This is a genomic window from Larkinella sp. VNQ87 (assembly GCF_049445795.1).
GTDB lineage: Bacteria > Bacteroidota > Bacteroidia > Cytophagales > Spirosomataceae > Larkinella.
The window spans coordinates 54,809-73,165 of the sequence record NZ_JBMSDT010000016.1 but is presented as its reverse complement, the minus strand read 5'-3'; the positions used below and the strand labels follow the sequence as shown (position 1 = coordinate 73,165).

At 54.0% G+C, this 18,357-nt stretch carries 17 protein-coding genes; 9 read left to right on the top strand and 8 right to left on the bottom strand.

Going from position 1 to position 18,357, the window contains the following annotated elements; genetic code table 11:
• Positions 1-170: 170 nt before the first annotated feature.
• Positions 171-902: a 3-deoxy-manno-octulosonate cytidylyltransferase gene (kdsB, locus tag ACO2Q8_RS24620; protein ID WP_423347541.1), complete on the bottom strand. Its 732-nt coding sequence runs from the start codon at positions 900-902 to the stop codon at positions 171-173.
• A gap of 161 nt (positions 903-1,063) precedes the next feature.
• Here kdsB and ACO2Q8_RS24615 point away from each other — a divergent pair, with 161 nt between their 5' ends.
• From ACO2Q8_RS24615 to ACO2Q8_RS24600, 4 genes are all read left to right on the top strand, one after another.
• Positions 1,064-1,858, top strand: coding sequence for a hypothetical protein (locus ACO2Q8_RS24615; RefSeq protein ID WP_423347540.1), 795 nt, complete (start codon positions 1,064-1,066; stop codon positions 1,856-1,858).
• Complete coding sequence (locus ACO2Q8_RS24610) at positions 1,855-2,904, top strand: LysM peptidoglycan-binding domain-containing protein (RefSeq protein ID WP_423347539.1); 1,050 nt, start codon at positions 1,855-1,857, stop codon at positions 2,902-2,904. The genes ACO2Q8_RS24615 and ACO2Q8_RS24610 overlap by 4 nt, the downstream gene beginning before the upstream one ends.
• A 91-nt stretch (positions 2,905-2,995) precedes the next feature.
• A complete protein-coding gene (locus tag ACO2Q8_RS24605) occupies positions 2,996-3,220 on the top strand; it encodes a hypothetical protein (RefSeq protein ID WP_423347538.1) in 225 nt (74 codons plus the stop codon).
• A 56-nt stretch (positions 3,221-3,276) separates the two neighbouring features.
• Positions 3,277-4,122, top strand: a complete 846-nt coding sequence (locus ACO2Q8_RS24600; protein WP_423347648.1) for a TIGR02757 family protein — start codon at positions 3,277-3,279, stop codon at positions 4,120-4,122.
• An 8-nt stretch (positions 4,123-4,130) separates the two neighbouring features.
• Here the strand turns inward: ACO2Q8_RS24600 and ACO2Q8_RS24595 are convergent, their stop codons facing one another.
• Entirely contained in the window at positions 4,131-4,964 is an 834-nt protein-coding gene (locus ACO2Q8_RS24595) for a hypothetical protein (RefSeq protein WP_423347537.1), read from the bottom strand.
• A 170-nt stretch (positions 4,965-5,134) separates the two neighbouring features.
• Here ACO2Q8_RS24595 and ACO2Q8_RS24590 point away from each other — a divergent pair, with 170 nt between their 5' ends.
• A complete protein-coding gene (locus tag ACO2Q8_RS24590) occupies positions 5,135-6,100 on the top strand; it encodes an aldose 1-epimerase (RefSeq protein ID WP_423347536.1) in 966 nt (321 codons plus the stop codon).
• Between the two features lie 89 nt (positions 6,101-6,189).
• On the opposite strand, the gene ACO2Q8_RS24585 is transcribed toward ACO2Q8_RS24590, so the two are convergent.
• Positions 6,190-7,731, bottom strand: coding sequence for an aldehyde dehydrogenase family protein (locus ACO2Q8_RS24585; protein ID WP_423347535.1), 1,542 nt, complete (start codon positions 7,729-7,731; stop codon positions 6,190-6,192).
• A 219-nt stretch (positions 7,732-7,950) separates the two neighbouring features.
• Here ACO2Q8_RS24585 and ACO2Q8_RS24580 point away from each other — a divergent pair, with 219 nt between their 5' ends.
• Together ACO2Q8_RS24580 and ACO2Q8_RS24575 are read left to right on the top strand one after the other, a co-directional pair.
• Positions 7,951-8,649, top strand: coding sequence for a hypothetical protein (locus ACO2Q8_RS24580; RefSeq protein WP_423347534.1), 699 nt, complete (start codon positions 7,951-7,953; stop codon positions 8,647-8,649).
• Positions 8,650-8,733: 84 nt separating this feature from the next.
• Positions 8,734-10,353, top strand: coding sequence for a hypothetical protein (locus ACO2Q8_RS24575; RefSeq protein WP_423347533.1), 1,620 nt, complete (start codon positions 8,734-8,736; stop codon positions 10,351-10,353).
• Positions 10,354-10,465: 112 nt separating this feature from the next.
• Here the strand turns inward: ACO2Q8_RS24575 and ACO2Q8_RS24570 are convergent, their stop codons facing one another.
• The 3 genes from ACO2Q8_RS24570 to ACO2Q8_RS24560 form a co-directional block, all read right to left on the bottom strand.
• Positions 10,466-11,629, bottom strand: a complete 1,164-nt coding sequence (locus ACO2Q8_RS24570) for a PepSY-associated TM helix domain-containing protein (protein ID WP_423347532.1) — start codon at positions 11,627-11,629, stop codon at positions 10,466-10,468.
• A gap of 11 nt (positions 11,630-11,640) precedes the next feature.
• On the bottom strand, positions 11,641-14,034 hold the full coding sequence (locus ACO2Q8_RS24565; RefSeq protein ID WP_423347531.1) for a TonB-dependent siderophore receptor: 2,394 nt from the start codon (positions 14,032-14,034) through the stop codon (positions 11,641-11,643).
• Between the two features lie 189 nt (positions 14,035-14,223).
• Positions 14,224-14,820 carry a DNA-3-methyladenine glycosylase gene (locus ACO2Q8_RS24560; RefSeq protein WP_423347530.1) on the bottom strand — a complete coding sequence of 199 codons (597 nt, stop codon included), beginning with the start codon at positions 14,818-14,820 and terminating at the stop codon, positions 14,224-14,226.
• A gap of 136 nt (positions 14,821-14,956) precedes the next feature.
• Between ACO2Q8_RS24560 and ACO2Q8_RS24555 the strand changes: the two genes are divergently transcribed.
• Positions 14,957-15,133: a hypothetical protein gene (locus ACO2Q8_RS24555; protein WP_423347529.1), complete on the top strand. Its 177-nt coding sequence runs from the start codon at positions 14,957-14,959 to the stop codon at positions 15,131-15,133.
• 25 nt (positions 15,134-15,158) lie between these two features.
• Positions 15,159-16,211 (top strand): saccharopine dehydrogenase family protein, encoded by a 1,053-nt coding sequence (locus tag ACO2Q8_RS24550; protein WP_423347528.1) that lies wholly within the window; start codon positions 15,159-15,161, stop codon positions 16,209-16,211.
• Between the two features lie 85 nt (positions 16,212-16,296).
• Here the strand turns inward: ACO2Q8_RS24550 and ACO2Q8_RS24545 are convergent, their stop codons facing one another.
• Together ACO2Q8_RS24545 and pdxA are read right to left on the bottom strand one after the other, a co-directional pair.
• Entirely contained in the window at positions 16,297-17,187 is an 891-nt protein-coding gene (locus ACO2Q8_RS24545; protein WP_423347527.1) for a YicC/YloC family endoribonuclease, read from the bottom strand.
• A 4-nt stretch (positions 17,188-17,191) separates the two neighbouring features.
• Positions 17,192-18,340: a 4-hydroxythreonine-4-phosphate dehydrogenase PdxA gene (gene pdxA, locus ACO2Q8_RS24540; RefSeq protein WP_423347526.1), complete on the bottom strand. Its 1,149-nt coding sequence runs from the start codon at positions 18,338-18,340 to the stop codon at positions 17,192-17,194.
• Positions 18,341-18,357: the final 17 nt, after the last annotated feature.

Genomic DNA, 18,357 nt, shown 5'->3' with positions numbered 1-18,357 from the left:
TACACTACACTTATTCAACCTGCTAACGCCCGAAACTGTTTCAGCGGTTCGATTTTAACAGTAATTAACAAAACGCCGGGCGGTTTGGCTTTCAGGCAACTATAAGGTTATAGTCTTATATCAGGCAATTATAAGGCTGTAACCTTATAAAATCGAAAATAATTGGGTCTTTACCGCCGAAGCACCCGCTCCAAATCCTCCGGTGTGTCGATGCCGTGGCTGTCCAGTTCCGTCACAACGCAGCGGATACGGAAACCGTTTTCGAGCCAGCGCAGTTGTTCGAGAGCTTCGGCTTTCTCCAGTGGAGAAGGCGTCAAACGCGTGATCTGGGCCAGAATGTCGGCCCGGTAGGCGTAAATGCCGATGTGTTTGTAAAACGTATGGTATTGCAACCACTCCTCCGATTTGCGTTCGCGCAGGTACGGCAACGTCTGGCGGCTGAAATACAGGGCTTCACTCCGGCTGTTCAGCACTACTTTGGGCGTGCTCGGGTTAATCAATACTGCCGGGTCGTCAATTTTTTTAACCAGCGTCGCCAGCTCGGTATTTCCCACAAGCACCGACGCCAGCAAGTCGATCTGCTGGGGCTTGATAAAGGGTTCGTCGCCCTGGATGTTGATCACATAATCGACCGGCCCCCGCACGGATTGCATGGCTTCGAAACAACGATCGGTGCCGCTCTGGTGGTGTTCGGCGGTCATGATGGCCGTTCCACCGAACGAACGAACATGCTCCGCGATGGCGTCGTGGTCGGTCGCCACCACCACCTGGCTCAGCGACCGAGCCTGCACGGCTTGTTCCACCACACGCTGAATCATGGTTTTGCCGTCGATCATCGCCAGGGCTTTGGCCGGAAACCGGGTAGAAGCGTAGCGCGCCGGAATAATTCCCAGAATATTCATCCGCAAATTTCGGTAATTTTGCGCAAGATACTCCGAAGTCGGTTTCCGCCCCAGCATCGGAGTGCCAATTCTTGCCTGAACGATCTGCCGGAATGAGCCCTGTGAGTATACATCGATTGCCCCTTGCCTTTCAACTGCAATTTCTACAGCCGGTTTGGCGATTGGTTTTCGAACAAGTCGATGCGGCTCCGGCCCTTTTCGCGGCCGAGCTCCGGAGCCGCGACACCCAAACCCTGACGCTGGTGACGGCTGAGTTGCCCACGGGTCGAATTCGTTCGAAAACCGTTCCAGCGCTCCCGTTTCATTCGGCTCTTGTCGGCATCTGGGCAGGTCAGGCGTTGTACCACCGGTTCGATAACCCGCGCTTACCGGTCCCGACGGCGCTTGGGAACCTCGATTTACAAACGGGGCGCCCGCGTTGGGAATGGCCGCAACATCATTTTATCGGAGCCGATGCCGAGCGTGTCTGGGCGCAGCGGTCGTCGCTGGCCGACACAACCCTGTCGCCAGTCCGGGCGTTTCGGCTGGCGGATGGCGAACCACTCGAAACCGCTGAAAAACCGCCGGTTGTTCACAATGCGCGGCTGCATTATCCCGTTTCCTACACAACCGCAAGCACCTGGTGGCCGGTCTTCGACCGTTTTATAAAAAAAAATATGCACCACCAGGCCCTCGCAACGATCGATTATCTGGAACTTGGTGACAAACTGTTTTTTTTGTATTATTATCGGGAAGCAACCGATCAGCTTCGCTCAGCGCTGTTGATTACCGACCGACAACCAACCATCTGGCTGCATCAGAACACGGGTCCGAACCCGGATGATGCGCAGTCGACTCCCGAACCGAACACGCAGCCGTCATTCGGAAACGGCTCTTTCTGCGTCTGGCAAAACCAGATCATTTTTCAACCCATTGCAACGTGTATTACCAGTTATTACCTGACACCACTGCCATGAAGCGACTGTTTTCCCTCTTGTTCGCTAGCTGGCTGACCAGCATCATTACCCAGGCCCACCCCCTCCTGCCGGATTCGCTCGGGATGGAGAAGAAAGAAGGGAAGTTTTACGTTCTGCACCGGATTGAACAGGGACAAACGCTGTATTCGCTCGTGCGGAAATACAATACAACCATCCAGGCCATCAAAGAAGCCAATCCGGGCTTGCCCGACAATGTGCGCTACGATCAGGTTGTACGGATTCCGGCCAGCAACCTCTCCAGAAAAGAAGAGAAAGCTGTAAGCAAAGCGCTGAAAAAAGAAGAACAGGCCGAAAAGCGTGTCGAGCGAGAAGTCCGACAGGAAACCGCCAAAGAAGCCAACAGCGGGATTCACCAGGTCGAACCCGGGCAGACGCTGTACAGCCTGGCCAGCCGATACGGTGTTTCGATGGGCGATGTCCGCAAATGGAACAACCTTACGTCTGACAATATTGTGAGCGGTCAACCCTTGATCGTTTCGGAAAAAGCCTGGCGCGTCCGCGAACCTTCGCCTAAAACCGAAACCGCCCACCGCTCTGACTCCTCAACCGACGTATCCCGAACCTCCCGAAACGACTCGCCCAAAACCGAACGACCGGCGCCCCCGCGCACGATGCCGACACCCGCCGAGGAAGCTTCGCACCCCAACGAGCCGGAGCGGTCGGCCCCCGAATCGACCAACTCCGCCCCTTCCGAACCCCGCATCATCCGGCCCGGCGATACCGGCCCGTTCCCCAATCCGGGCGGCAACGCGAAGCGGGTTTCGGAAATTGGTCTGGCCGAGGTCATCGAACAATCCGGTAACTCGAACAAGTACCTGGGACTTCACCGCACCGCCCCCATCGGAACGCTGGTGCTGGTTCGGAACGACATGAATCAACAGTCGATTTGGGTCAAAATTATCGGCCGCCTGCCAGACACAAGTGTCAATGAAAAAGTCATCGTTAAAATTTCGGCGCGGGCCTTCGAGAAACTTTCTCCCGCCGATCGGCGTTTTCGTGCAGAGGTCAGTTATTTACATCCTTAACTTATTGACGGTTGGATAGTTAAATGGTTAAGAACCGTAACCCGATTTTTAACCATTTAACCATCTAACACTTCAGCACTTATTTTTTTATATGCTTACTCCGGAAGAGGCCAAAGCTGAGCGCATTGCGCGTCGGCATAGAGAACGGGACGAGAAAATGAAGGCAACCACCGGTTATAAAGTGTGGAGTGTGGTGTTTACGCTTTCGTACCCGATTATTGCGACGTTTACCGCCCTTTTCTCCGTCGTCGTTTCCGTCTTCTCAAAAATCTCGCAAGCCGTCGTTTGGGTGCTGAGCGGAGGCAGAAGCCGGTAACTTCAAACCAACCGATGCGCCCTGCTCACCCGGCGGTTTTCGGTTTATCTTCGTTCATGTACGATTCAATCCGGGACTTACTCGACCAGAAAGTCGAGCAGTATAATCAGCGTTCGTTTATTGAAAAAGACCCCATCAGCATCCCACACCGGTTTGCCCGGCAGCAGGATATTGAAATCATGGGATTCTGGGCGGCCACCCTGGCTTGGGGCCAGCGTCCGGTTATTCTTAAAAAAGCCAATGAGCTGATCGAACTGATGGACGGCGCGCCGTTTGATTTTATCAAAAACCATCAGGAGACCGATCTGAAACGGTTTTTGGCGTTTAAGCACCGCACCTTCAACGCTACCGATACGCTGTATTTCCTCCACTTCTTCCATACGTTCTACCAGCAGCACGATACCCTGGAAGACGCATTCGTCCCCGTACCCACGGGCTTTAGCCCGTGTGAGATAATTCTACCATCCAGATTGAATACACTCCCAAAACACGGGCTAAACGGGGCCGCCCGGCGGTCCGTGGGTACGAGTACGGTCCTGGCCACCTTCCACAACCGGTTTTGCAATGATCCGTTTTTCCCGCAACGAACCCGCAAACACATTGCGACTCCGGAACGGAATTCGTCTTGCAAACGGCTGAATATGTTTTTGCGCTGGATGGTCCGGCGCGACGACCGGGGCGTTGATTTTGGCCTCTGGAAACGAATCGATCCTGCCCACCTTGTCATGCCGATTGATGTGCACGTCGGGCGCGTGGCCCGCAAGCTTGGCCTGCTCACCCGCCCGCAAACCGACTGGAAAGCCGCCCTGGAACTAACCGAAACGCTCAGAGCTTTTGATTCAGCCGATCCGGTCAAATATGATTTTGCCTTATTCGGGCTGGGTGTCGAGGGTGAACTTTAAGTGTATGCTTAATCCAGGTACAAACCGGGCCAGTCTACCCGGTGAATGTACCACCAGTTGTTGGCCTTTCCGTAGCATACCACACTGCCCCGATGCGTAAACAGCGGTTTTGTAAGCTTGTCTATCCCGTACCGCAAAATCAAATGAATCACGCACTTCCGATGGCTTTCATCCAGTTCGATGGTTTCAATGCTCCAGTCAGTCAGCCGACAGCCATCCAGGTAATTGTGGTAGGCGTTAAATTTTTCTGCAATGTGGTTATATAGTTCCTCAGAGGTATCGTTATTTACAAAAAAATGCTCTGCCAAACAACCGTTGAGTCGGCCAAAACCGGGCTCGAACAAGCCAGTCAGCAATGTATCCGTGATGAAGATACAGGCATGGGTATGATCCGGTTCGTAATAATTGTAGTCGATACTATAGTTCATGCCGGGTAGCCGGATTTCCCGGATCTCTTTCGGAAACACAACTTCGGTGATAAAGTGGTACAGCTTTGGGTCACCTGCATTTTCATGCGGCTCAGAAATGGTGATTTCGATCCCGTGGTTAGCCAGCAGAATCAGAAAGCGATCAACGGCCTGGGTAAGTTGCTGTTCCGACAGGTCGGCGGCCGGTTGCCAGTCAGGCCGACCAATAAAATCATAAATTCGGATCATGGGCGCCGACATGGCCAGTTGGTAATACCGATGATTGTGAATTCTTTCGCGTTCTTCAACTTCTTTCAGCGCTAAACGTCCTTCACCGAACAAAGCCTGCCGCTCCAGGTCCAGTTTAATGTCGGCAATCTCCTTCTGGGCTTTGTATATCTCGTCGAGGGAAAGTACTTCGTTGGATGCAAACACGGCGAACGAATGATTTAGGTGTGATCGAACGGCAACTATATACTATACGAAGAATTAGGGCAAAAGTCACATTACAAGGTGCCATTTGATCATGAAAATGAACTTTTTCACCATATGTCACTTTAAATTATTCAATAGTATCTCCAAAGACCTCTAACTCAACTCAGACAATGCCTTTTGAAATTCAGCATCAATCTTTCGGATCGCTCACTGAATACTTTCTGCACAATTCTGATACCGGTGAATACGCAAGCATTCTGCCTGCCTACGGTGCCGTTGTCCGACAACTGGTTCTGCGAAACCCTGCTCCCAACCCCGAAAACCGGCTGCTTTCGCTAATCCGGGCACCCAAATCCGAACAGGCCTTACTGGCCGATGAGACCCACGCCAGTGCGTTGCTGTTTCCTTTTCCGAGCCGCATCCGGCACGGTATTTACGGTTTTCAGGGCGAGATGTATACGCTGCCGATGAATGAAGCCAATCAGGACAACGCCATCCACGGTTTTCTGGCGGGAAGACCGTTTGAGCTATTGGGGCAGACAGTTACGGATACCGGAGTATCGCTGGCGCTGGGCTACGTACACGATGGTTCCTATCCCGGTTATCCGTTCCCGTTCGAATTTAGGGTTCGTTATACCTTGTCGACAACCGGTTTTACGGTAAAATACGAGGTGCTAAACACCGGTCCGAAACCGGCTCCGGTAAGCTTTGGCTGGCATCCGTACTTCACAATTAACGAAGAGCCGATCGATCAATTAACCATCGAAGTCCCATCAGCCAGGCAAATAGTGCTGGATGACAACCTGTTGCCAGTAGGCGAAACTATTTTGACGGAAAAAGGGGAAATTGCGCTCCGGGAGCGCGAACTGGATGCGGCCTTTCTGGTCGAAGAAAATACCGACGGCGGTGTTACGACCATTTTGCGGTCGGCCAAACAAGGGTTGCAACTGAACGTCTGGCAGGAAACCGGGTCGAAAAAGTTTAACTACCTGGTGATTTACACGCCCATCGGCCGCGACAACATTGCCATTGAACCGCTCACCAGCAACGTCAATGCCTTCAACAACGGCGAAGGCCTCATCGTCCTGGCCCCCAACGAAATTACGGGCGGCACCATACGCGTTTCGTTGAGTTAAGAGTTAAGAGTTAAGAGTGAAGAATTAAGAGTTGGCTCCGCCGTTTCCTGTAAAGTGGCGGAGCCAACTCTTAACTCTCCACTCATAATTCATAACTCAAATTTGATGCCTTGCGCGAGGGGCAGGGAGGTGCCGTAGTTGATGGTGTTGGTCTGACGGCGCATATAGGCTTTCCAGGCGTCGGAGCCGGATTCGCGGCCTCCGCCGGTTTCTTTCTCGCCCCCGAACGCCCCTCCGATTTCGGCGCCCGAGGTTCCGATGTTGACGTTGGCAATACCACAGTCCGATCCGACGGCCGATAAAAACCGCTCGGCTTCGCGCAGGTTGAGGGTAAAAATCGACGACGACAACCCCTGCGGTACTCCGTTCTGCAAGGCAATGGCTTCGTCCAGTGTCTGGTACTTTAGCAAATAGAGAATCGGCGCAAACGTTTCGTGCTGCACGATGGCCGTCTGCGAGGGCATCTCGGCGATGGCGGGACGAACGTAACAGCCCGACTCAAAACCGGGCCCTTCCAGAGTCTCCCCGTCGATCAGCAACCGACCGCCCTGTTCTTTGATCTGGAACAAAGCGGTCCGGTAAGCCGCCACTGCGTCTTGGTCGATCAGTGGCCCGACATGGTTTTTCTCGTCCAGTGGATTCCCGATCCGGAGCTGGCCATACGCTTTTACCAGGCGGTTTTTCACGTCTTCGTAGATGGATTCGTGAATGATTAGCCGCCGGGTCGAGGTGCAACGCTGCCCCGCCGTACCGACCGCCCCAAACACAATCGCCGGAATGGAAACGTTCAGATCGGCGTGCTGCGAAACGATAATGGCATTGTTACCACCCAGTTCGAGCAAATACCGGCCCAGCCGACCCGCCACGGTTTGCGCGACAGCCTTGCCCATGCGCGTGGACCCCGTGGCCGATATCAGCGCAATCCGCGGGTCTTCGGTCAGCCAGGAGCCCGCTTCGCGTCCGCCCGTGATCAGGCACGAAACGCCTTCGGGTACGTCGTTCCGCTCCAGCACTTCTTTGATAATTTGCTGACAGGCCAGGGACGTCAGGGGCGTTTTTTCCGACGGTTTCCAGATGCACACATTGCCACACACCCAGGCCAGCATCGCGTTCCACGACCAGACCGCCACCGGGAAGTTGAAGGCCGAAATGATTCCGACGACGCCCAGCGGATGCCATTGTTCGTACATCCGGTGGTCGGGTCGTTCGCTGTGCATCGTCAGGCCGTACAACTGGCGCGACTGCCCCACGGCAAAATCGCAAATGTCGATGATTTCCTGCACCTCGCCCATCCCCTCCTGTAGCGACTTGCCCATTTCATAGCTGACGAGCGTCCCGAGTTCTTTTTTAAACTGGCGAAACTGCTCGCCCATCTGTCGGATAATCTCACCCCGCTTTGGTGCCGGGACCTTCCGCCATTCCAGGAAAGCCGCCTGGGCCGTTTCGACCACTTTAGCGTAGTCACCGCGCTGCGTGGGATACACCCGGGCCATCAATTGACCATCGACGGGTGAATAAGAATCAAGCAGCGGGTCAGTTCCATCGGTCGGTTGGGAATGCCAAAAAGCCTGTCCGGTGCTGGTTCCGGCCATTAACGGCTGCGTTTTTAGTTTTTGAAGGAATTGCTGCATACGACTTTGCTGGTTAGTCATTTCCGGGTTCCATTCGCTTACCAACCCTTGAACCTACCGGTTCGGACCGGTTTTCAATGGCCGTTCAATACAGCCGATAACTGAATTCGACCGCTTTTTACTCCGTTGATTACAAATATTTCTTCCGTTCTGGCATAATTAATGTCTGATAATTAATTAATTTTAGTGGTAAAACCTGGCATCACCAACTCAACGTTTATGACTCATTTGTTTACTTCTTTACTCGCACTGGTTCTGATCGGGTCCGTAGCGGAACGCTCGGCAGCGCAGTCTGCTGATTCCAGTCGCCGGAAACCATCGCCGTATGCCATCGGCCTGCAACTCGGTACAACGGGCGCGGGTATCCAGCTTGCGCGGGTTATCAGCACCGACGCCCGCCTGACCGGCCGCGTCGGCGTCAGTTACTTCGCCTACAACCGGGCTTTCAAGGTAAACGCCGGAGACGGGAAGTTGCACATTACGCCCGATGTTGTCATGGGCATTGCGCTGGCTTCCGTAAAATGGCATCCCTTCCAGCGCAACCAACTCTTTCTGACGGCCGGAGCCGGTTATACCTGGCGCCCCGACGTCAAAGCCAGCGTGGTTGCCGAAGGCGACGTCAAGTTTGGCGGCATGCAAATTTCGGAAGAAAATGTCGGAACTGTCAATGCGGCCCTCCGCTGGAATCATGTGCTGGGCTACGCCGGATTCGGCTATGGCCGCTCCACGCCCATTCGTCGGCTGGGTTTTGCAGTCGAGTTGGGCACTTATTACCTCGGATCGCCCAATGTCGATTTGCAGTATACCGGTTTTCTGGAAACGACTACCATTGATGAGCAAATACCCATTATTGAAAACAACCTGAAAAGTTACCGCTTCCTGCCTTCGCTGCAATTTCTGATAACCTACAGATTATAAAGCGGCTGGCTACCCGATGCCGAAGATAAGATCGTCCCGCATCTATTCTTTTATATGTCTCTTCTTTACTCAACTTTACGTGTTATGAAACGCTTGCTATCTTTTTTGTGTATCCTGGTGGTGGGGCTGCTCGATGCTTGCCAGAATCCGGTTGAAAACGTTGAACTCAAATTCAAGGACCCGCTGGCAGTTGTCATGCAGGTCAAATATAACCTGCCAAGCGGTTTGTCGCCCGACAAAGTAACGATCGATGTCGCCGGTCCGGACGGCGAAAAAGTAGTGACGACGCTGAACACCCGAAAATTCAAACTGACATCGGACGGAAAGTTGTTTCTCTGTCTGAAGCCGTCGATCACCCCTTCGGCCACTTCGCCGATCCGGTTCAACGTCGTCGCCTTGTCCGACCAATCGGTCGTCGACATCCAGCCGATTCAACTGGAAAATGCCGATTTGCGTACGATGACAATTGGCTTACTGAGCACGCAAAGTGCCAGCCAGCCCGCCCAACAATCGTTCAAAAGCACGGAAAGCGGTACCGTACAAGCCAACACCAGCATCCAGACGAAAACCGAAGCCAACGTCAGCCAGGCCACCGTTACGGTGCCGCAGGGTACGGAAGTTAAAGATGTTGCAGGGCAACCGGTAGGTGGTTCGCTGACGATTACGGCCGATCCGGTCAACAACAGTTCGACGGCCAAAGCGGTTTCCGAACTGCCGGGCAATGGCATTATCAATGCATCCAATCCGTCGGGCGGTTATCTGGGCAACCAGCAGGTGCTGCTCGTAGCGGGGGGCGTACACCTGACGATTTACAACGAAGACTATCAGTTGGTCAAAAATTTCTCGCAACCGATCCGGATTACGTTTGCACTGAATTCGCAAATGCGGAATCCGAACGCCGGTCGGGCGATCCAGCCGGGCGATGTGATTCCTCTGTTCAGCTTCGACGAAGTAACCAACCGCTGGACGCAGGAAGAACCCGGGAAAGTACAGCGCAACGCCAGTGGCAACCTGGAGTACGTCGCCGATATTAAACACCTTTCGCTTTGGGTAGCAGCATTTACCGAGGAAGTCTGCACGGATGGTCCGACGTTCAAATTCAGCAGCAAATACCCCGAACGCAGCCCCGATTACCGCTTCGACGTGATCGATCCGGCCGGAAATCCGGTGGTTCGCGCGGGGGGTGAACTCAGCTTCTGGCGGGCCATCAACAACGGCAATTCCGTTCGGGTGACGAACCTTAAAAAAGGCCTGAAAATCCGGCTTCGGATGTTCGACAAAGACAACAAAGCTTACATTTCGCCGGAAGTAGACGGCTGCTCGAATACCGAAGTGGCGTTTGACCTGACTTCGGTTCCCTATACGCCCCTGCCGCCCGCTCCGGCCGATACGCGCAAGGAAGTGACGATTTCGCTTGAATTCAAGTGTGGCGCGAAAGGAGTCAATCCCGACAAACTGCCCTTCACAGTGTTGTATTCGCAATACCGGGCCGCCAACAGCCAGGACGAGTGGAAAGACCTGCCGGTGATGCGCTGGCCGAATCTCAGCACCAAAGTGTTCATTGAACTCAACAAAGCCTACGAACTCCGCGCAGGCTCCATTCCCGACCGGCTAGACATCGAAATCAAGAATTACAAAGTATCCAGCACCACCTGGCCCATTAAACTGACGGAAGAAGAAAGCAAACCGTACTGCAATCAGTAACCGGTTTACGGTATTCAGTATTCGGTTTTCAGAGGAGATTCGAGGATACTTCCAGGGCTATGATACAACCGTATCCAAAAACCGTAAACTGAATACCGCAACCCGAACACAATCAAATAGCCTGCGTTTTCCGGATGCGCTGCACCGGACGCGCGGGCTGTTTTTTCTTCCGACGTCCCCACCAGATGATAAAGCCGGTGACGGGCAAGCTGGCGCAGATCAGGCTGGCACAGAAAGCCAGAATTTTACCGGGCAGGCTCAGAATGGCCCCGACGTGAATGTCGTAGTTCATGCGCCGGAGTTTGTCGCCGAAACCGGCTTTGGCGTAGGCTCCGGCATACGGCCCGTCATTCGGCAACTCCTTCAGCGTATACTGGTCGAAGTAAAAATAGTCGGTTTTGTAGTAGGTACCGGGCCGATAGTTAATCGAAACCCCGATGGATTCGGAAGGTAGTTCGGGGCATGTTATGTACAAACTGGCATCGGTCGGTTTGGTGCGAAAATACGGTTGCCAAATCCGGTCGACGGGGTTGGTAAACTGACGGGTTGCGGTGGAATCGGACATCGGCAGGCTGTAGTCCGGCAGTATTTTCCCGCCCGTCGTAGTCCAGTAAATGGATTTGGACAGCCACTGAATCCCGAAGATCATCCCGGTAATGGCCAGCACCAGCGAGATGAGCAGGGCGTAAAAACCGGGTACGTTGTGCAGGTCGTAGTTGACCCGACGCCATTGGGCTTTCCACTTGATCTTAAAGCTTTTATCCCGGTTTGTCCGGTTCCACTTTTTCGGCCACCACAGCACCAGGCCGGTAATCAGCAGCATCGTAAACACCAGCGTTCCGTAGGACACCACCGGCTGACCGATTTCCTCGGGCAACCAGAGGTAGTAATGGCCGTGCAGAATGAAATGGAAGAAATCCGCTTCCTCGTCCACCACCTTCAGCACTTCGCCGGTATAGGGGTTCAGGTACACCTGCACGTAATAGTCGGGCGCGGCTCCGTAAAACGGCACATTGACACTGTGGCCGACGGCTCCGTAATTAACCCCTTTGGCCGGTTTTCCCGGCACCTGCTGCTCGGCGATAGCCTGCAACCGAGAAGGCGGCAGATACGCGCCGTTCGGAACCGGTTCGACATACTGAAACGGTCGGGTGATGCTCTTGATCTCCTGCTCAAAGGCGAGAATACAACCCGTAATCGCCACGATAAACACCAATAGCCCGGACGAAAGTCCGAGCCACAGGTGTAGTTTTCCAACCAACTTTTTTACCGTCATCCTGTCAACGATCAAAATTTATACGCCATGCTTAAGCGGAAATTGCGGGGGGCTTCCGACTGCCAGTAGTACGCATTGCTCCAGGCGTAATACGCGCCGGAATACAGATAGGCATCGAAAAGATTGTTTACATTCAGGGCTACGCTAACCCGGTTGTTCTGCCAGGAAATGGCGCCATCGGCCCGGAACGTGTTGGGTAGGGTCGGTTCTTTGCTGGTGGCGTCCGAGAACCAGCCGTAGCGGTCGAGTTGCCACTGGTAACCGAGCGAAACGCCCAGGCCCTGCAACGCGCCGGTACGCAGCCGGTACGATAACCAGGCGTTGGTGACATGTTTGCTAAAACCGGGAATCGGCAGGCCGACGTTTTCGGACCGGGTATCTTTTGTAATCTTACCATCCGTGTAAGCATAATTGATCACCAGATTCAGGGCCGGCAGCAGTTCTCCGCGAACGTCGACCTCCACCCCACTGGTTTGGGTCTGGCCCAACTGAACCGAATAATTCGGGTTGGTCGGGTCCGTGGTCAGCACATTATTTTTCGTGATTTGATACACCGAAACCGTTGAGTTCCAGCGGCCATCGGCCCAATCTTTTTTCAAACCGGCTTCGAGGTTATTGCCGGTAATCGGATCGAATGCCCGGCCCTGCCGGTCGACACCCGATTGGGGCAAAAAGGCCTGATCGTACAGCGCGTAAATCGAAGTGTGTTTATTCAGCGAACCGCTGATGCCCACGCGCGGGGTAAATACGGTTTCGGTCGTGTTGGCCCCGTACTGGCTGTCTTTCGCCGAGGTCAACCGGCCTGCCAGCGTCAGGCGAATCCGATCCTGCCAGAACCGCAGTTCGTCCTGCACGTACAAACCGGTAAACGATTGCGACAGAATATTCACTCCGGCGCGGTACCGCAAGCTGACCGAACGATCAAACCGGGGCAGCAGGTTGGCCGGCAGGTAATAATTGGGCGAGTTGGCATTGAAAACGAAGTTGCTGTCGTAGAGCGGGAACGATTGCCCCCAGTCGGCCATATACTTCTTGGTGCCCAAATCCAGTCCACCCAGAATGCGGTGGACCACCGGGCCGGTCGTCACTTCCCCGTTTACAAAAATCTGCCCGAATTTGCTTTCGTTGGCCGCATCCCAAATACCGACATTCCGATAAATCCGCCCGTCGGCCTTGGCCGAATCGGCCCAGAGTGAGCTACCCACCTGGTTAAAGGTGAAGTACGCCAGTTGACCGGTCAGCTTCCAGTTGGAGCTGATCTGGTGTTCGAGAATCAGGAAGGCGCTGTGATCGTGAATCACGGTTGGGTCAAGGTTGGCCGAGGCAATGGTGGCATTCCGGGGAAACTCCGCCAGCCGGTTCGCGCCAAAGACGTAGGCCGAACCAATGGCCGACATTTTCGAGTACTGGTAGGTATATTCGGCGGTAATCGACGTTTGCTCGTTGATTTTGTACTTCAGCACCGGCGCAATCGTGTAGCGGTCGTTGGATTCAAAGTCGCGGTGCGACCCTTTCGACTGGCCCATCAGGTTTAACCGGTACTGCAACCGATTGTCTTTGCTCAGTTTGCCGTCCAGATCGAGCGTGGCCCGGTACGTATCGAAACTCCCGACTGCAAAACCGGCTTCTCCCCGTGTGACGCCAGTCGGTTTTTTGGTGACAACATTGTAAAAACCGGCGGGCTCGCCATTGGCCATCATAAAACCGGCCGGGCCTTTCACAAACTCAATCCGCTCGACCATCGACATATCTTCGGCCAGCGGCCCCCAGGTCGACTGCACGTTCATGCCGTTGCGGAACGGCGCCACCCGCGAGCCGCGCATGTTCAGCCGGGCGTAGTTGTCCCAGTGTTCCTGCCGCGTCACGCCACTGACGTTCCGGGAAACGCCTTCCAGCATGTCAAAAATCTGCTGATCCGCCAGCAATTGCCGGTTGATCACCTGAATGTTCTGTGGCACTTCAATCAGGGGCGTTTTGAGTCGCAGGCTGAGGGATGGAACATCCGCTTTATACGGATTTTTCCCTTCAACCACCACTTCCTGCAATTGCTCGGCGTTTTCAGACAGAACGATATCGGCCATCGTCGTCGCTTCATTGGCAATCACCGTCACCACCTGGCGAACCCGTTGATGCCCGACCCGGCTGATCACCAGCGTTTGCTGACCGGCGGGAACATTATTGACCACAAATTCACCCGCATCATTCGTAATCGCGCCTAATCGGGTTCCGGCGACGCGGACGCTCACCTCAGCCAATGGGCGTGCATCGGAGGTCAAAATCTTGCCCGTAATGCTGCCGGTGGTTTGGGCAAATACCAATTGCGTGTATAGGCTAGCAGCAATCGTTAGCAGGGCAGTTAGTATTCTGAAATTGAGAGGGATAAGTTTTGTCAAGGTTGTATTCATAATGACTATTTAGACTAATTATAATTACAAAGGTATATCCGAGTTATTTCTCTCCCAACTTTTTCACTAAAAAAATAGCTATGTTTGGTAAAAACCGGCTCCAGGTTCTATAAAGGCCTATTTTACCTTATAGGTTAGCTTTCGATGGCAGGTCAGAATTTTTCATTATTTCTCTCTCGGAGCAGAACTTCACCACTTGCTTACAAACCGGTTTCCTTTCACGTAAAACCGGTACGGCAGATCGATGCCCTGCGTGATCCCGATGCGCGTGGTCGTTATCGTTTCAAAGTTGTCGGCTTGCCGGGGTCGGATGTAAATCGGCGAATCCGCAGCGGAGAGCGACTGAAAGTTGTGGTCCCGTGCAATACCCAGGGCAATGACAAGTTTGCCGGGGCCGCTGGTCAACTCGCGCAACCCGGTTTTGGTGGTCGGGTCAAGGTTGCGACGCTGGCCCATGAGGTCGATGCCTTCGGTGGGTTCGAGCGCCCGGATCAGCACGGCTTCGCCCACGTCTTCCGGTCCGGTCACGACGTTCAAACAGTAATAAAAACCGTAAATCAGATAGACATACAACGTGCCGGGGAACCCGAACATGGCGGCATTGCGGGCGGTTTTGCGCCGGTACGCATGGCAGGCCGGGTCGCCGGTCAGGTAGGCTTCGGTCTCGACGATCCGGCCCGCCGTGGTTCCTTCCGGGCTTTCGTGGACCAGTTCGCAACCGAGCAGTTGCCGGGCAATGGTCATCGTATCCTGCTCGTAAAATTCGGGGGAAAGTTTTGTGTTCATCGGCAACAATAACCGCAAATTGACCAGGTCTGTTCTGAAGCAAACCACCGCGGGTGATTTTGCGTTGAAACGGCATTACGTGCAATTGCGAATTTTAGCGCAATTGCGTAGTTTAGAAATTGAACTCGAAAACATCATGGTACACGTTTCAGAATTTTTTAAGGAAGAAAGAGATCCGCTGTATATTCGGGGTGCCGAAAAAACGCTTTCGGAAAAAAACCGGGCCTTTACCAAAGCCCTCCTGGCGGAAAACAAATTCACGATCGAAGACATCGCCCGACTGGTGGACGTACCGGTTGACTATGTCGAGTAGATCAAGAAAGAGATGGAATCCTGATATGAACAAAATTTTGGTCGTTGGGATGGGGAAAGTCGGCTCGCTGGTCGGCATTCTGCTCAACAAACGCTTCACCGTAACGGGTTTTGATAAACTACCACCGGCTTACGACCTTCCCTTTGAGGTCATCCAGGGCGATGTTTCCGACGACGCTACGCTGCTCCAGACGCTGGCCGATTTCGACGGTGTGGTGTCCTGCCTGCCCTACAACCTCAACCTTCCCATCGCTAAAACCGCCTGGCAACTGGGCCTGCACTACTTCGATCTGACGGAAGATGTTCCGACCACCACGGCCATCCGCCAGATGGCCGAAACCGCCAAAGCCGTCATGGCCCCACAGTGTGGCCTGGCTCCCGGCCTGATCGGGATTGTCGGCGCCAACCTGGCGAAGCGGTTCACCAAACTGCGCGATATTGAGTTGCGGGTCGGGGCGTTGCCGCGCTACCCCAACGGTTTGCTCGGCTATTCGTTTACGTGGTCGCCTGCCGGAGTAATCAACGAGTATCTCAATGACTGTGAGGTGATTGCCAACGGTCACCGCAAGATGGTTCCGGCCCTCGACGGCATCGAAGTCATCAACATCGAAGGCCAGGAATTTGAAGCTTTCAGCACCTCGGGCGGGCTGGGCACCATGTGCGAAACCTATGCGGGTCAGGTCGATACGCTTAACTACAAGACCATTCGCTACCCCGGGCATGCCAAACTGATGCGGTTTTTGCTGTATGAGCTGATTTTGAAAGACAAACGCGTGCTGGTGGAGCAGATTCTGACCGAAGCCAAACCGCCCGTGCAGGCCGACGTGGTGTATGTCTACGCCGTGGTGGAAGGCTGGAAAGGAACGCTGCTCGAACGCGAGGAATTTTTCCGGGCGTACCACCCGCGCGAGATCGACGGCCAAGCCTGGCGGGCCATCTCCTGGACCACCGCCGGGTCGGTAGCCGCCGTGGTCGAACTGGTGGCCGACGGCTTGCTGCCGCAACAGGGCTTTCTCAAACAGGAAGACATTCCGTTCGATCGGCTGCTGGGAACGGAGAACGGGGCTTTTTTTAGGTAAAACCGGGATAAGATTTTCCGCGAAACCCTGTCAGCGCCGGGCCGTCGAAGCGCTCAAAGCCCTGACAGGGGTTTTGCAGACTTGCTTAGATCACATTCAGCGTTTGCTCTTTGATTTTTTCCAGTTCGTCTTTCATCTGCACAACCAGCCGCTGAATGGCCGCATCGTTGGCTTTCGAGCCGATGGTGTTGATCTCCCGACCAATTTCCTGTGCGATGAAATTCAGCTTTTTCCCGTTCGCTTCCTCTGCCGACAGCACTTCCAGAAAATAGCTCAGGTGGTTTTTCAGCCGGACTTTTTCTTCCGAAATATCAAACTTCTCGATGTAATAAATCAGCTCCTGCTCAAACCGGTTTTGGTCAAACTCTTCATTGATCTGAAGTTCTGTGATCATGTTCCGAATCCGCTCCCGAACGGCCGGAATGCGCTTGACATCCTGCACTTCGATCAATGTCAGCCGGTCGGTAATGATCTGGATGTATTCCCGAAACTTGCTTTCGAGCCCGTTGCCCTCCTGCTGCCGAAACTCATCGCACTTCCGGATCGCTTCGAGCGCCGTCAACTGGATCAGTTCCCAGTCATTGGCCGCCGTATCAGTCGGGGCCGCCACTTCCGAATTAAACGCATTGGGTTGTTGCAGGGCCAGTTTGAACAATTCGCCATCCGACACATCCAGCAGCAGATTTTGTGAAGTTTCCCGCAAATCGGTCAGATATGCTTCCACGAGGGGGCGGTTGACGGTCACACCGGGCCGTACGTCGGTCAGACGGGTTACATTGAGGGAAAGCTCCACTTTGCCCCGCTCGAGCCGCTGGGTGAGCAGATTCCGGAGTTCGACCTCTTTATCGGCAAAGGTTCGCGGAATGCGGCAATAAATATCCAGAAACTTGGAGTTTAACGTTTTTACTTCAGCGGTTACCGTCAAGCCATTGGCTTCCTGAGTGGCACTGCCGAATCCCGTCATTGATTTTAGCATACGTTCAATTTGAAGCAGATTGCTCGCTTATTTTTCCACTAATGGTCTTCTTGGTCAGGGCGTTCTGGTCAATTTCCGCCATTTCTTTCCGGTACTTTGCCACGTCACAGGCCAGGTAGATCGCCTGGATCATCGAGGTTTCGTCGGCCTGGTTTTTTCCGGCAATGTCGTAAGCCGTGCCGTGGTCGGGTGAAGTCCGCACCACCGGCATCCCGGCCGTAAAGTTCACGCCTTCGTCGAAGGCAATGGTTTTGAACGGAATCAGCCCCTGGTCGTGGTACATCGCCAGCACGGCGTCATATTTGCGGTAGGCGCGGGTTCCGAAAAAACCGTCGGCGGCAAACGGCCCGTAGATCAGTTGACCTTTGTTGCGCAGTTCTTGAATGAGCGGTTTCAGCACGTCCTGTTCTTCGCTGCCCAACAAGCCTTCTTCGCCCGCGTGCGGATTCAGGCCCAAAACCGCAATGCGCGGTTTCCGAATGCCGAAGTCACCCCGCAGCGACTGGTGCATGAGTTGTAGTTTCTGCAACACTTTTTCTTTCGTAATATTCGAGCGGACCCGACCCAGCGGAATGTGCCCCGTCACGACGCCCACGCGCAGGTGCTCGCTGACTAGAAACATCAGGTTTTCTTTCACGTCGAAGGCTTCGGCGAAATACTCGGTATGCCCCGGAAAGGTGAAGGCTTCGGTCTGGATGTTGTGTTTGTTGATCGGAGCCGTCACAATGGCGTCCAGATAACCGGCTTTCAGATCTTCGGTCGCCCGTTGCAAACAGGCCAGAGCGGCCTGACCGGCTTCGGGGGTTACTTTGCCCGGCTGTACGTCCTGATTCTGCCCGCCCGAATCGCTCCAGCAGGTGATCACATTCGTGAATTTGGGGTTGGCCTGCCCGACCTGTTGAATCCCGTTCAGGTTCCAGTCTTTCAGCGACAACCCGCTCTGTTGCAACAGGTTCCGATACCGGTTTAGGATTTTCATGGAGCCATAAATCACCGGGGTGCAGATTTTCTGCATCCGGTTGTGTTGCAAAGCTTTCAGGATGACTTCCGGTCCGATGCCGTTATAATCCCCGAGCGTTATGCCGATCACGGGTCGTTTGGTTTGGGGTTCCGGTTGACGTTCGTTATTTTTCTCCGATTGGCGCGGTTCCATTTATGTTCGTAGTTTCG

Bases quoted from the DNA above. Each gene is read 5' to 3' on its own strand.
- kdsB (WP_423347541.1), bottom strand. From the start codon at position 902: ATGAATATTCTGGGAATTATTCCGGCGCGCTACGCTTCTACCCGGTTT.
- ACO2Q8_RS24610 (WP_423347539.1), top strand. From the start codon at position 1,855: ATGAAGCGACTGTTTTCCCTCTTGTTCGCTAGCTGGCTGACCAGCATC.
- ACO2Q8_RS24605 (WP_423347538.1), top strand. From the start codon at position 2,996: ATGCTTACTCCGGAAGAGGCCAAAGCTGAGCGCATTGCGCGTCGGCAT.
- ACO2Q8_RS24600 (WP_423347648.1), top strand. From the start codon at position 3,277: ATGTACGATTCAATCCGGGACTTACTCGACCAGAAAGTCGAGCAGTAT.
- ACO2Q8_RS24590 (WP_423347536.1), top strand. From the start codon at position 5,135: ATGCCTTTTGAAATTCAGCATCAATCTTTCGGATCGCTCACTGAATAC.
- ACO2Q8_RS24585 (WP_423347535.1), bottom strand. From the start codon at position 7,731: ATGCAGCAATTCCTTCAAAAACTAAAAACGCAGCCGTTAATGGCCGGA.
- ACO2Q8_RS24580 (WP_423347534.1), top strand. From the start codon at position 7,951: ATGACTCATTTGTTTACTTCTTTACTCGCACTGGTTCTGATCGGGTCC.
- ACO2Q8_RS24575 (WP_423347533.1), top strand. From the start codon at position 8,734: ATGAAACGCTTGCTATCTTTTTTGTGTATCCTGGTGGTGGGGCTGCTC.
- ACO2Q8_RS24570 (WP_423347532.1), bottom strand. From the start codon at position 11,629: ATGACGGTAAAAAAGTTGGTTGGAAAACTACACCTGTGGCTCGGACTT.
- ACO2Q8_RS24565 (WP_423347531.1), bottom strand. From the start codon at position 14,034: ATGAATACAACCTTGACAAAACTTATCCCTCTCAATTTCAGAATACTA.
- ACO2Q8_RS24560 (WP_423347530.1), bottom strand. From the start codon at position 14,820: ATGAACACAAAACTTTCCCCCGAATTTTACGAGCAGGATACGATGACC.
- ACO2Q8_RS24555 (WP_423347529.1), top strand. From the start codon at position 14,957: ATGGTACACGTTTCAGAATTTTTTAAGGAAGAAAGAGATCCGCTGTAT.
- ACO2Q8_RS24550 (WP_423347528.1), top strand. From the start codon at position 15,159: ATGAACAAAATTTTGGTCGTTGGGATGGGGAAAGTCGGCTCGCTGGTC.
- ACO2Q8_RS24545 (WP_423347527.1), bottom strand. From the start codon at position 17,187: ATGCTAAAATCAATGACGGGATTCGGCAGTGCCACTCAGGAAGCCAAT.
- pdxA (WP_423347526.1), bottom strand. From the start codon at position 18,340: ATGGAACCGCGCCAATCGGAGAAAAATAACGAACGTCAACCGGAACCC.